General features: G+C 71.8%; 6 protein-coding genes and 1 pseudogene. 2 read left to right on the top strand and 5 right to left on the bottom strand.

The genetic code is table 11. The features are described from left to right. Nucleotides 1–46: 46 nt before the first annotated feature. Both Q9R22_RS04600 and nudC read right to left on the bottom strand, forming a co-directional pair. Nucleotides 47–1837: an ATP-dependent helicase gene (locus Q9R22_RS04600; RefSeq protein ID WP_131332614.1), complete on the bottom strand. Its 1791-nt coding sequence runs from the start codon at nucleotides 1835–1837 to the stop codon at nucleotides 47–49. Then, complete coding sequence (nudC, locus tag Q9R22_RS04595; RefSeq protein WP_131332613.1) at nucleotides 1834–2808, bottom strand: NAD(+) diphosphatase; 975 nt, start codon at nucleotides 2806–2808, stop codon at nucleotides 1834–1836. The genes Q9R22_RS04600 and nudC overlap by 4 nt, the downstream gene beginning before the upstream one ends. Before the next feature lie 85 nt (nucleotides 2809–2893). Between nudC and Q9R22_RS04590 the strand changes: the two genes are divergently transcribed. Then, entirely contained in the window at nucleotides 2894–4117 is a 1224-nt protein-coding gene (locus tag Q9R22_RS04590; RefSeq protein ID WP_242670636.1) for a macrolide 2'-phosphotransferase, read from the top strand. On the opposite strand, the gene Q9R22_RS04585 is transcribed toward Q9R22_RS04590, so the two are convergent. Further along, complete coding sequence (locus Q9R22_RS04585) at nucleotides 4045–7554, bottom strand: ATP-dependent DNA helicase (protein ID WP_131332612.1); 3510 nt, start codon at nucleotides 7552–7554, stop codon at nucleotides 4045–4047. The two genes, Q9R22_RS04590 and Q9R22_RS04585, sit on opposite strands and share 73 nt — an antisense overlap. Then, nucleotides 7551–11096: an ATP-dependent DNA helicase gene (locus Q9R22_RS04580; RefSeq protein ID WP_131332611.1), complete on the bottom strand. Its 3546-nt coding sequence runs from the start codon at nucleotides 11094–11096 to the stop codon at nucleotides 7551–7553. Before Q9R22_RS04580 ends, Q9R22_RS04585 begins: the two co-directional genes overlap by 4 nt. Before the next feature lie 372 nt (nucleotides 11097–11468). Here Q9R22_RS04580 and Q9R22_RS04575 point away from each other — a divergent pair. Next, nucleotides 11469–12170 (top strand): annotated as a pseudogene (locus Q9R22_RS04575) (3'-5' exonuclease); the annotation flags it as partial. 148 nt (nucleotides 12171–12318) lie between these two features. Here the strand turns inward: Q9R22_RS04575 and hemL are convergent. Further along, on the bottom strand, nucleotides 12319–13638 hold the full coding sequence (gene hemL, locus Q9R22_RS04570; RefSeq protein ID WP_131332609.1) for a glutamate-1-semialdehyde 2,1-aminomutase: 1320 nt from the start codon (nucleotides 13636–13638) through the stop codon (nucleotides 12319–12321). Nucleotides 13639–13646 lie beyond the last annotated feature (8 nt).

The raw sequence follows: 13646 nt of genomic DNA, 5'->3' as shown, positions 1-13646 counted from the left end.
CGGGTGGTGGTACCGGTCGTCCCGGCCGGGCCTCGGCCGCACCCGCTTAGCGGCCGCCGCGGCGTCGTGCCGGGGTGCGCGGCGTGGGGGGCAGCACGGCGTCGAGGAAACGGGACCGGGCCCGGTTGGGCCGACCGCCCGGGGTCCGGGACAGCGACCACGAGAGCACGAGGTGCTCCCGCGCGCGGGTGATCCCCACGTAGAGCAGCCGGCGCTCCTCGTCCATGGCATCCGGGGTGTCGGCGAAGCTGATGGGCATGAGTCCCTCGGAGAGCCCCACGAGGAACACGGCATCCCACTCCAGGCCCTTAGCCGAGTGCAGGGACGCGAGCGTGACCCCGTCCACCACCGGGGCCTCCTGGGTGGTCGCACGGCGTTCGATCTCCCGCGCGAAACCGGCGAGCGACAGCGTCTCGCCGTCCGCCACGGCGCGGCGGGCCATGGTGTCCGCGAGCGAGACGAGTGCACGCAGGGACTCCCACTTGGCGCGCGTGGCACTGTCGGAGCGCGGGGCCCGCTCCGTGTAGCCGAGCGAACCGAGCATGTCCCGCACCTGCTGGGGGACGTCCGCGCGGTCCGCGCCCGCGGTGCGTGCGGCGGAACGGATCTGCACGATGGCCTGCCGGATCTCGGGCCGGTTGAAGAACCGTTCGGAGCCACGCAGCTGGAAGCCGATGTTCGCATCCGCGAGTGCGGCTTCGAACGCCTGCGACTGGCCGTTGGTGCGGAACAGGACGGCGATCTCGTGCGGGGCCACGCCGTCGTCGATCAGGTCCTGGATCCGCGCGGCCACGCCCGCGGCCTCGGCCTCGTCGTCCGGGTACTCGTTCCACGCGGGCTCGGGGCCCGCGGGGCGCTGGGAGACCAGGCGCAGCGGTGTGGCCCACGTGTCCGGGGTGGACGTGAGGGACGGGCGGCGCGCGGCCAGCAGCCGGTTGGCGGTGTTGACCACCTGAGGGGTGGAGCGGTAGTCGCGGATCAGCTCCACCACGGACGCCCCGGGGTACCGGGACGGGAACTCCAGCAGGTGCCGGGACGTGGCGCCCGTGAAGGAGTAGATGGTCTGGGAGGCGTCCCCCACCACGCAGAGATCGTCCCGGGAGCCGAGCCACGCGTCCAGCAGCCGCTGCTGCAGGGGCGAGACGTCCTGGTACTCGTCCACCACGAACTGGCGGTACTGCGCGTGCACCGCCGCGGCGATCCGCTCGTCCTCCTCCAGGATCCCCACCGTGATCAGCAGGACGTCCTCGAAGTCGATCAGGTGCCGGTCCGCCTTGAGGTCCTCGTAGGACTGGTAGAGCCGCTGCATGGTGCGGACGTCGTAGCCCGCGGGCATGTCCCGCTGGCCCGCCGCCTGCGGATAGGTGTCCGGGGTGTGCATGGAGACCTTGGCCCACTCGATCTCGGCCGCGACGTCCCGGACGGTCGCCCGGTCCGTGGTCAGGCGCATGGCCTGGGCGGCCTCGGTGATCAGTCTCGCCTTGTGGTTCACGAGCCCCGGCGGGGGCCCACCCACGGCCTGCGGCCAGAAGTACTGCAGCTGGCGCAGGGCGGCAGAGTGGAAGGTCCGGGCCTGCACACCGGGAGCCCCGAGAGCCCGCAGCCGCTGGCGCATCTCATTGGCGGCGCGCGCGGTGAAGGTCAGGGCCAGGGTCTTCTGGGGGGTATAGACCCCCGAGGCGATGCCCCACGCGATGCGGTGGGTGATGGCCCGCGTCTTGCCGGTGCCCGCTCCAGCGCGCACGCACACCGGACCGTTCAGTGTGGTCGCGACCACGCGCTGCTCCGGGTCCAGGCCTCCGAGGATCCGCTCCTCGGCGCTCTGCTCCACGCTCACCAGTCGGTCCCCGGGAGGTCCTCGCCCAGCCAGCTGACGATCAGCGCGTGCGCGATCGACACCCTCCCCGGCAGCGTGACCTCACCGGTGCGGGTGCTCGTGAGCAGCTGCTCGCGCGTGAACCACCGGACGTCCAGGATCTCCTCGCCGTCCGCCTCGGCCACCGACGTGTGGGCCACGGCGCGAAAGCCCAGCATCAGGGAGCGGGGGAACGGCCACGGCTGAGAGCCCTGGTACTGCACGGTGTCCACCGTGATCCCGGCCTCCTCGCCCACCTCGCGCACGACCGCTTGCTCGGCGGACTCCCCCGGCTCGACGAAGCCTGCGAACGTGGAGTACATGTTGCCGGCCCATGCCGCAGAGCGGCCCAGCAGGATGCGCGGCGATGCCGGGTCCGGGCCGTCCTCGACCACCGCCACGATGACCGCTGGATCCGTGCGGGGGAAGTGCAGCGAGTCGTCCTCGGGGCAGCGCCGGGCCCACCCGGAGCGGATGCTCTGCGTGAGCGCCCCGCAGCGAGGACACCGCGGGTGGTCGCGGTGCCACAAGGCCACCGCCTGCGCCGTGACGAGCAACGACGTCTGCTCGGGGTCCACCACGGTGGCCAGCGTGCGCAGCCCCTCCCACCGGGCACCGTCGAGACCGGACAGCTGGGTGTCCTCGGGGAAGGTGCGCAGGATCACCTGGGTGCCGTCCGCCAGGCGGCCCAGGTACACGTCCGGGCGGCCGGCATCATCCGTGGGTCCCGGGACCTCCGCCACGAGCGGGAGGACCAGGGCGCCGTCGCGCGTGGGGGCCTGGGAGCCCCGCAGCACGAGCACCCGCGCGGTGGGCGAGGCGAGCGCCTCAGCCACGAGATCGCGGTGCTCCCGGGCGACCGCGTCCCGGTCGAAGGGGCGCCCGGCGAAGGGCAGCTGGGCGTCGTCGAGCAGGGGCGCGACGGCGCCGGGACGGTCCTGGGATGAGATCATCCGACCACTGTAGACCGGGGTCCGGACATCCTCACGGGCCGCGGTGGACAGCCCGCCCCGGGCCGAGGCCGGTAGGGTGGGTGAGGTGAGAACGACCCCCGAATTGCTGGCCGCCGTCGCGGCCGCGGCCGTGCCCGGGGTGGCCCCTGTGGCCACCGGTCCTTCTCCCGACGACGCCGCGGATTTCCGCTCGTGCGTGGTCCAGGACTCCGAGGGTCGCCGCTGGCGCGTCCGCAGTCCCCTGAACACCGAAGCGAGCATGCGCCTGGAGACCGAGCACCTGGTGTTGCAGGCGTTCACCCCGTCCGTGCGCTCGCGGTTGCCGTTCCACCTGCCCACGGTCGCGGGGTCCGTGGCGCAGGACGGGTTGCGCACTTTTGTCTACTCGCACCTGCCGGGTCACACGCTCAGCCTGCGGGAGTTCCAGCGGCAGAACGAACATCCCGAACCTCCCGTGCACACGCCCTCCCCGAGTGCGACGCCGCGCGCCCCCCTGGCCGTGCAACTGGGCCGTTCGCTCGGGTGCCTTCATTCTCTGCCCCGTGCGCTCGTGATGGACGCGGACCTGCCCGCCTACAGCGCCGAACAGTGCCGCAAGCGCATGCTCCACGATCTCGATCAGGCCGCGACCACGGGGCTGATCCCCGGGGACCTATTGCGTCGGTGGGAGGAGGCCCTTGAGGACACCACGCTGTGGCAGTTCTCCACGCGCGTGGTGCACGGGGACCTACACGAGGACAACATCACCGTGGACCACGGTTCACTCGCGTCCTTCACGGGGTGGAGCGATCTGCACGTGGGCGATCCCGCCGTGGACTTCTCATGGCTCGTGGGCATGTCAGACCCTGCGTTCGCGGACACCGTGCTAGAGGCCTACTCCGTGGCGGCCGTCCAACCCCCGGACCGCCATCTGTTGCGCCGCGCGCACCTCAAGGCCGAGTTCGCGCTCGCGGAATGGCTCGTGCGCGGTGTGGACCGGGGCATCACGTCCATGGTGGACAACGCCCAGCGGATGCTCACGACCCTCGCGGCGGACGTGCGGGCCAGCGCGTCGCCGTCCCCGGGGGTGGCCGGTCCGCCGCCCGCCTCGACCGCGTCGGCTGCCGCGTCCGGTGCGGATCGGGCCGGCGACTCCGACGTCGACTCGGTGGACCGCACTGACTCCGACGGCCGCGCCCTCGACGACGACTCCGCCCCGGACGGTCACCCCAGCGATGACGGCTTGTCCCCCGACCATCACTCCGGCGAGCGCGGCTCCTCCACCGGCGGTTCCTCCGCGGCGTCCGGATCCGTCACGCCCACCTCGTAGAGCGAGCTCACCACGGCCTCGAGTTCCGTCTCGTCCGCGAGGTCGTGGGGACGCACCACCTGGTCCGCGGCCACGTAGTAGAACGCCGCCGACACAAGCTCCACCGGGACCTCGTGCAACCGCGCGAACGCCAACCGGTACAGCGCGAGCTGCCCGGACTTGCGCTTGAGCTCCCGACCGTGCGGGATTCGCCCTGTTTTCCAGTCCACGAGTTCCCAGCCGTCCGCGGTGCGGAACACGGCATCGATCCGACCGCGCACCGTGAGCGACCCCACCGGGGTCTCCACGGGCAGTTCGATCGCGTAGGGCTCCAGGGACGCCCACGGGCTGTTCCGGAAGGTCTCGGCGAGCCGGGGCAGGTCCAGGTCCTCGTCCACGTAGTCGTCGGAACCGGGCAGTTCGTCCGCGTCGAAAATCGCGGAGTCCCCGAAGTAGTTCTCAACCCACGTGTGGAACGCCGTACCCGCCCGGGCCGCGGAGCCCGGTTTGCGTGGCATGGGTCGGCGCAGACTGCTGATGAACCCCTCGGGATCGGTGTCCATGGCCACGAGCGCGGACGCCGAGACGTGGGAGGGCATGTGCACGCTGCGGTCCTCCTCGGACGCCGCGCGGCGACCCAGCAACAGTTCGGCCTCGCGCCGCCACCGCGTGACCACGTCACCGGAGGGCCCCTGTGCCAACTCCTCGTCCGTGAGCTCGCGGGTGTCCGGGAAACCGCGCTCGGCCACGGCGCGGGCAGCGCGTTCCATGACCTCTCGGCGGCCTCGGTGTGCCGGAGCGATCACGGTTTCCATGTGCTCGCCGTCCGCGGAGCGTTCGGTGCGCACGAGTTCCGGTCCCTCCACGGGGTCGTACGGCCACAGCGCGCTGACCCGGGTGTCCCGCTGCGGGTTGGTGGCATCCGGTTCCGGCTCGACCCAAGGACCCGCCTCGAAACCGGGGCTCGATCCCTCGAGCAACTCCCGCGCTTCGAGCAAAAACGGTGAGGCCTCCTTGACCTCCTGGGCGGTGCCCCGGAACACGCTGCCGGAGAGTTCGAGCAGGGACTTGGCGCGTGTGAACGCGACATAGGCCAACCGACGTTCCTCGGCGAGGTCGTACTGTTCGACGTCCTCCGCGAACTCCTCGTAAGAACTCTCGAGTTCGCGCACGTCCGAGACGCGCGCATCCCACTGGGGCAACTGAGCGGCGTCGCCCCGTAACGGCCACGGCAGCTTGGCCGCTTCCAGGGTCCACGCGGAGGACTTCTTGGAGGGGAAGTCGTTCTTGTTGAGCCCGGGGACGTAGACGTGGTCCCACTCGAGGCCCTTGGAGGCGTGGACCGTGAGCAGTTGTACGGCGTCCCGGCGCGTGTGCGCGGGCGGAAGTTCCAGGCCGTTCTCTTCGTGGGACGCGGCCTCGAGCCAGTCCAGGAACGCGGCGACGTCGTGCGTGCGGGTCGTGGCCGTGAACTGGACCGCCTGGTCGTGGAAGCCGTCCAGGTTGCGCCGCGCGTGCACGGGATCCTCCCCGGGCAGCGCTGCGAGTTCGATATCGAGGCCCAGCACGGTCTCGACCTCGTGGATCACGGTGGTCAGCTCGTCCCCGAGCACACTGCGCAGGTCTCGCACGTCCCGGCGCAATGCGCGCAACCGGCGCACGCCCTCGGCACTGATCCCGCGGCCGCGCGAGGAGACCCAGCCCTCGGGGGGCAGTGTCTCGAGCGCCTCGATCAGGCTCGCGCGGTCCACGATGTCCGCCATGACCACGGGCTCCTCGGCATTCTCGCCGGTGGTGGCCGCGTCGTCGGCGGGCTCCGGATCCTCGCCGCGCGCGGCCCGCTCGTGGCCGCGCTCGAGGGCCGCGGCCCAGTCGCCGAGTGCCGCGAGGTCGCGTGCACCCAGCCGCCACTTGGCACCGGCGAGCAATCGGGCGAGGGCGTCCGAGCGGCCCGGATCGGTGAGGACGTGGAGCATCGCGACGACGTCGGCGACCTCCGGGGTGTGCAACAGCCCACCCAGCCCGACCACTTCGTAGGGGATGTCCCGGGCTTCGAGTTCCAGGCGCAGGGGTTCGAACTGCGCGCGTTTGCGGCACAGCACGGCCATGGTGGGCATCTCGTCCGGGGCCTGGCCCTGATGCGCGGCCCGCTGGTCGTGGATCGACGCGGCCACGGCCTGGGCCTCCTCGGTGTCCGTGAAGTAGCGGCTCACCCGCACACGACCGCGCACCGCACCCGGCGCCGGGTCCAGCGGCGGGACCTCGACCGTGGCCGCGGAACGGCTCCACGCGGGCGGGGTGCGCAGCGGCTCGGCCACGGCGTTCGCCACCTCGAGGACCGCGAGGCTGTTGCGCCACGCCGTGGTGAGGAAACTCGTGTCCGCGAACCGGGACGGCTCCACGTCCGAGGACCCCCGGACCGGGAAGTTCTCCACGAAACTGAACAGCTGGCCGGAGGACGCCCCCCGGAAGCCGTAGATGGACTGCTGGGGATCGCCCACGGCCATGACGCAGTGCCCCTCCCCGAACAATCCCGAGAACAGGGCCAACTGGGCGTGGGACGTGTCCTGGAACTCGTCCAGCAGGACCACCGAGAAACGTTCCCGCTCGACCGCGCGCGCGTGGGGGTCCATCCGCACGATCCGTGCCGCGAGTGCCAGCAGATCGCCGTAGTCGAGCGCCGAGTCCACGCGCTTGGCCGCGCGGAAGCGCTCTACGAGCTGCGCGAGGACCTCAGTCTGCTCCATCCGGCGCACGGCGTCCTGCACCTTGCGCCCCGGGGACTTCTTCCGCCCGTCCGGAGGGGTGTCCAGGCACATCGCACGCAGCCGGCCCACGAACTCGTGGATCCGGCGCGGTTCCACGAGGTGCTCCGAGGCCTCGGACGCCAACTGCATGAGACCCGTGGTGAGCGTGGATGCGGCGGGCACGGTCGCGGGCAACGGGCCGTCCCAGCTCTGCACGAGGTCGTGTGCGAGTTGCCAGGCCTGGGCCTGACCGAGCAGGACGGTGTCCGATTCCACGCCCAGCCGAAGCCCGTAACTGCGTACGAGCGAGTTCGCGTAGGAGTGGTACGTGCTGACCGTGGGCTCCTGCGCCGCGGCCGGGGCGTCGTCGTCCTCGGACTCGTCGATGAGTCCCGCGCGGCGCAGGTTCCGCAGCTTCTGGTTGATCCGCTGGGACAGTTCGCCCGCGGCCTTGCGAGTGAAGGTGACCCCGAGGATCTCGTCCGGGCGGGCCAGCCCGTTGGCCACAAGCCACGCGACGCGATCGGACATGGTGGTCGTCTTACCCGAGCCCGCGCCCGCCACGACCAGTCGTGGGGTCAACGGGGACGCGATCACCGCGGCCTGTTGCTCGGTGGGCGGGAAGTCCCCGAGCGCCTCCGCGATCTCGTACGGGGAGTACCGGACGTCCTGCGGTGAGCGGGGCTGGGGGGCGGAATCCTGCTGGGTCATTGCTCTGTGACCTGCCTTCCCTGGGCGCACAGCGGACACAGCCACGGGACGGAGCACCGGATCCCGAACCCGGCCTCCTGATCCGCGGTGTGCCGCGCTTCGAATCGCGTGCCCGCCACGAGGAGGGCCGCTTGCGTGATGAGGTCCCGCGCCCAGCGGTGTTCCTCGTCCAGGGGGTCCTGGAGTTGCACACCGGGTGACGCCGCGGGGCCGCCGAGCTGGACGAGCAGCGCTCCCCCTGGTTGGGCGGACACGGCGCCCTCGGGCAGCTCGATGCGCTCCGGACGTCGGGTTTCATGCAGATCCTCGGTGCGGGAGGCCTCCTGCATGGCCCGCCCGGCGCCGGCCTGCAATGCCACCTGATACGCGCCCAGCTGCGGGTGCTCGGGGATGTCCTTCTTGGTCGGCTGGTGTTTGCCGGTCTTGAGATCCACGACGACGTGGCGCCCGTGGGCGTCCACCTCCAGCCGGTCCACGCGCCCGGTCAGCAGGGCGTCCCGGGCCTCGCTGCGCACCAGGACCTCGAAACTGCCCTCCACCGAGACGAGCTCGCGCCCGTGCTCGGAGCGCATCTCCCGCGAGTACTGCGCGAACTTACGCAACATCTTCTCCGCGCGTTCGAGCTCCTGCTCCCCCGTCCAGCCGTGGGGCATGCCCAGGGAGGGCCAGCGGCGGCGCAGGTGCGCGATCAACTCGACGCTGTCGGCGTCCGGGAGTCGCTCGGCGATGTCGTGCACGAGCGTTCCCAGGCTGCGCCGCAGATCGGTCACCTCGGTGGCATGGGCCTCGCTCACGAACCAGTCGAGCGGGCTGCGGTGGATCGTCTCGATCGTGGACGGGGAGACCCGTACCGCCTCGTCCGGTGCGAACAGCGCGTCCTCGGTGGACAAAGCGTTGCGGCCCCACCACTGCTCGGGTGCGGCACCCGGTACGGGCTCTGCGAGCGCGGCGAAATCATGCAGCAGACGCGCGGCGGCCTCTCGTTCGTGGGCGGCCGCGTCCGGTTGCTGCACGGTGCGGCGCAGCGCACCCGTGAGCTGGCGCAACGTGAGGGGTTCGGGTGCGCTCAGTTCCTCGACGGAGATGCCGGGATCGTCGCGGCTCCCACCGGCCACGAGGTCCACGAACTCGGACGGTTGCTCGTCCTGGCTGGCCACCGCGGTGACCGTGAGGCCGGCCGTGGCGCGGGAGACGGCCGTGGCGAACTGCCGCAGTTCGTCGAAGCGCACCTGCCGCAACCGGTCCACCGCGCTCAACCGTGTGGCCTGTTCCGGCCCGTGGTCCAGGGCGTCGGTGAGCACGTCCGTTCCCAGCAACTGACCGCGCAGGGCGGTGTTGGGCCACACCCCCTGTTGCACCCCGGCGACGACCACGTGCGCCCACTGCCGGCCCGCCGACCCCGCGGGGGTCATCACCGAGACGTTGTCCTCCGCCGGTGCTCGGGCCGCCAGGGTGTCCATGGGCAATTCCTGGTGGTCCATGTAGTCCATGAACGCCCGTGCCGTGGCGCCCGGGACCTGGTCCACGAACCGTTCGGCGGCCTCGAACAGTCCGACGACGGCGTCCAGGTCCCGGTCCGCCCGCACGGCCTCCGCTCCCCCGGCCAGGGCACGACGCCGCCAGCGCGGTGCGACCCCGGACGCGTCCCACAGGGCCCACAACACGGATTCAGCGGTGGCGCCGGGCTCGTCCAGCGCCTCCTGACCGGCCTGGAGCATGTCAGCGACGCGCGCCGCGGAATCCGAGTGCACCTCCGCGAGCTCGAGCAACACACCGTCCGCGAGCGCCTGGACGAGGAGGTCGTCGCTCGTGCGTCCACCACCGGTACGCAGCTCGTAACCGCGCAGTTTCTGGCGGATCCGGCGCACCTCCATGGGGGACGCCCCGCCGATCCGCGACGTCAACAGGGCCACCGCGGCACTGGCCGTGAGCATGGATCGGTGGGCGGCCCGCTCACGGTCCGCGTCCTCGGCCTCCGAGCCCTCCATCGACGTTCCGGAAGCGGAATCGGGATCGTCGCCCGGTTGCCCACCCCGGCCCGGGCCGGCCTCCTGTGCTTCCTGATCAAGTGCTCCGTCCGGTTCCGCGACCGCATCCTGCGCCGCGAGCAACAAGCGCAGGGCATGCAGCAGCGGGATCACCGCGGGTTCCTCGCGCAAGGGGGTCTCGGCCGCGGACGTGGTCGTGGGCACGCCCAGCGCCGACAGCTGCCGGGTCAGCGCCGACAATTGAGAACCGCTGCGCACGATCACCGCCATGTCCCGGTAGGGCACGCCGTGCAAAACGTGCAAACGCAAGAAGTGGTCCGCGCACCAGCGCGCCTGGGCCGTGGGCGAATCGAAGAGCGCCGCGCGCACCGAACCCGGCGCTGCGGCGTCGTCGGCAGGGTGGGCGTCGTCGGCGGCGTGGAGGGCGTCGGCTGTGTGGGCGTCGGTTGCCTGGGAGGCGATGTGCTCGGTCGCACGGGGTTGCTCGGGGGCGCGCTGGACGCGGGCCCCCGGTACGACCGAGATGGCCCGCGCCACGCGCTGCCACGCCTCTTTGACCCGCAGTGGCATGCGGTGACTCGTGCCTAGCTGCAAGCGCTGCAGTGGCCGAGCGGGGGTGCCCACCCGGTCCTCGAGCGTGCGCAACAGGTCCGGACGGGCCCCGCGGAACCCCTGGACGGTGGTGTCCGGATTGGCGGTGAACACGGCGTCCCGGCCCCGGGTGAGCACGCCAATGAGCCTGTGGGCGGACGGGGTGGCGTCCTGGAGGTCATCCACGAGCACGACGTCCAACCGGTCCTGTTCCCGGGCGAGGAAATCCGGATTCTCCTCGAGGACGCGGGCCGCGCGGTCCACGAGCTCGGACGGGTCGAAGGCGTTGGGCATGCGCAGGGCGCGGATCTGCTGGTACTCGGCGCGGAACGCCGCCGCGCTGCGCCACTCGGGGCGACCGAGGGGCTGCGCCCAGCGCGCCAGAACGTCGGGCGCCAGGCGGTATTCGTTCATGCGGTCGAACAGCTCGCGCAATTCGCCGCGGAAGCCGCGCGTGCCGAGCGCCTGATCGAGTTCCGCGGGCCACACCACGGGGCTGCCGTACCCGGCAGCGTGCCCGCGCATCATCTCCGCGAGGAACGCGTCCTGTTCCGGCCCGGACAACAACACCGGTGTGGTGGTGACCCCGGACAACAGGTCCTGGGCCTGTGCGCGGCGCAGGACGTCGAACGCGTACGCCTGCCACGCGCGCACGAGCGGCGTGCTGATGGTCGCGCGCGCACGGCGGCTGATCTCGTCCCGCAGCGTGGCCGCCAGTTCACGCGATGGCGCGAGCACGAGCAGGCGCTGCGGATCGGCTCCCTCGACGATCCGTCGCACCGCACCCTCCACGGTCACCGTGCTGCGCCCCGTCCCGGGCGCTCCCAGCACGAGGACCGGCCCGTGGTCGGCCGGTAGCTCCACGACGGTGCGTTGCGCGGGGTCCAGCTCCGGGTCCGCCCCGCCGGATTCGACACCGCGGGGCGGGAGGACGCGCCAAGACGGTTCACGCTGCGTTCGCATGTGGTGATCACATCACGGTCATCCGACACGCATAACGGCCCGCGCACCGACCGGTACCGTGGTCGCATGGCTTCCCCGCACGACACAGGTGACACCGAACAGCCCGCACTCTTCGACGTGCCGCCCCCGCCACCCGCGGCGGACCCCGAGGAGCCCTCCGCGCCGCAGCCCGAGCAGCCCACGCTGTTCGACGCCGCGCCCGAGCCCGCGCCTGAACTCACGCGGGACAACGCTGCCGACACCCGCTCCGCGCCCTCACGCGACCGCGCGTCCGAAGTAGCACAGACCGCCGGCGACGACGCCGCCGAGCCCGCGGCGACCGCAGCAACCGTCCCCCACGGGGCGGCTCGCAGGGAGGTCGGCGCCGCGCCGTCGTGGACCGCCGGCGAGCGCGCGGCGTTCGACCTCGAGACCACGGGGCGGGATCCACAGGAGGCGAGGATCGTGACGGCGTCGGTGGTCCTCGTGGACGCCATTGGGACCGTGACGCGGGAATGGGAGTGGCTCGCCGATCCCGGGATCGAGATCCCCGCGGAGGCCGCCGCGGTCCACGGCGTCACGACCGAGCGGGCCCGCGCCGAGGGCCGCCCCGCCGCAGAGGTCACCGCGCAACTGCACGACGTGCTGAGCGGGCTGTGGCGCGAGGGGATCCCTGTGCTCGCATTCAACGCCGCCTACGACCTCACGGTCCTCGCGAGAGAGAGCGAGCGCCACGGTCTGCCCGCCCCGGCCCCGATGCCCGTGCTGGACCCGTTCGTGCTCAACAAGCAGGTGCACCGCTACCGCCGCGGCAAGCGGACGCTGGGCGCACTGTGCGAGGAGTACGGCGTGGTCCTGGATGCCGCACACACCTCCGCCGCGGATGCACTGGCCACCGAGCGGCTCGCCACCGCCCTGGTCGAACGGTTCGCAGAGCTCGAACGACCCGCGGAGGAGCTGCACGAACTGCAGATCGGCTGGGCAGCCGAGCAAGCGGCGTCGTTGCAGGAGTACTTCCGGCGCCGAGATCCCGAGGCCGTGGTGGACGGCACGTGGCCCGTCCACCCGCGCCCCTGGGACCGCTCGCACCCCTGACCCCACCCGCACCGCTACAGCGACCGTCACGCACACGACCGCGGCCGTCGCACTGCGCAATGACGACGGCGCAGCACCGCCGGGAACCACCCGGGCGGCGCCGCGCCGTCGTCGTACAGGAAAAGGCGTACAGAAAAGGCGGAGCGGATCAGCCTTCGGCGGGTCGAGCCTCCGCTGCCGCACGAGCCGCGGCGGGAAGGGCCGAGAGGATCCGGTCCATGGCCGAATCATCGTGCGCCGCGGAGAGGAACCACGCCTCGAAGACCGAGGGCGGGAGGTAGACCCCGGCATCCAGCATGGAGTGGAAGAACGGCGTGTACCGGAAGCTCTCCTGGGCCTTGGCGTCCGCGTAGTCGTGCACCCCGCGGGCACCGGTCCCGAAGGCCACCGAGAACAGGTTGCCGGCCACCTGGATCGAGTGATCGACCCCGGCGGCATCGAGGGCCTCGTGCATCCCCGCCTGCAGCTGCTCGGAACGGCGGTCGATGGTCTGATACGCGATCCGGTCCGCGCACTTGAGCGTCGCGATCCCCGCGGCCATAGCCACGGGGTTCCCGGACAGCGTGCCCGCCTGGTACACCGGGCCCATGGGGGCCAGGTACTCCATGATCTCGCGGCGCCCGCCCAGTGCGGCGGTGGGCAGTCCCCCGCCGATGACCTTGCCGAACGTGAACAGGTCCGGGACCCAGTCCTCGCCGTTCTGGTTGCTGAGCCCCCAGTACCCGGCCTCGTGGACGCGGAAGCCGGTGAGCACCTCGTCCAGAATCATCAGGGTGCCGTTGTCCCGGGTGATCCGACGGATGTGCTCGTTGAAGTCGTTCTCCGGGGTGACCACGCCCATGTTGCACGGAGCGGCCTCGGTGATCACCGCGGCGATCTCACCGGGGTGCTCGGCGAAGACGGTCTCGAGCGCCGCGACGTCGTTGTAGGCCACCACGAGCGTCTGGGCGGCGGTGGCCTCGGTGACCCCCGCGGAACCCGGCAGGGCCAGGGTCGCGACACCGGAACCGGCCTCCGACAGGAGCGAATCCACGTGACCGTGGTAGCACCCGGCGAACTTGACCACCAGGTCGCGGCCCGTGAACCCGCGGGCCAGGCGCAGCGCCGTCATGGTGGCCTCGGTGCCCGTGGAGACCATGCGGATTTCCTCGAGCGGGGCCACGCGGTCCACCACGAGCTCGGCGAGTTCGGTCTCACCGCGCGTGGTGGCGCCGAAACCGAGACCGCGCTCCACGGCCTCGTGGACGGCCTCCGTGACCACGGGATGCGCGTGACCGACCAGCGCGGGGCCCCACGAGCACACCAGGTCCACGTACTCGCGCCCGTCCACGTCCGTGAGGTACGGGCCCTTGGCCGCGGCGATGAACGGCGGGGTACCGCCCACGGAGTTGAACGCGCGCACGGGCGAGTTGACGCCCCCGGGCATGACGCGCTGGGCGCGGTCGAACAGTTCTTGCGAAACACTCATGAGATCAC

It is taken from the genome of Kocuria sp. PD6 (assembly GCF_031844145.1).
GTDB lineage: Bacteria > Actinomycetota > Actinomycetes > Actinomycetales > Micrococcaceae > Kocuria > Kocuria marina.
This window is presented reverse-complemented; position numbering and strand designations above follow the sequence as displayed.

Coding starts and splice junctions, on each gene's coding strand:
- nudC (WP_131332613.1), bottom strand. CDS start 2,808: ATGATCTCATCCCAGGACCGTCCCGGCGCCGTCGCGCCCCTGCTCGAC.
- Q9R22_RS04585 (WP_131332612.1), bottom strand. CDS start 7,554: ATGACCCAGCAGGATTCCGCCCCCCAGCCCCGCTCACCGCAGGACGTC.
- hemL (WP_131332609.1), bottom strand. CDS start 13,638: ATGAGTGTTTCGCAAGAACTGTTCGACCGCGCCCAGCGCGTCATGCCC.
- Q9R22_RS04580 (WP_131332611.1), bottom strand. CDS start 11,096: ATGCGAACGCAGCGTGAACCGTCTTGGCGCGTCCTCCCGCCCCGCGGT.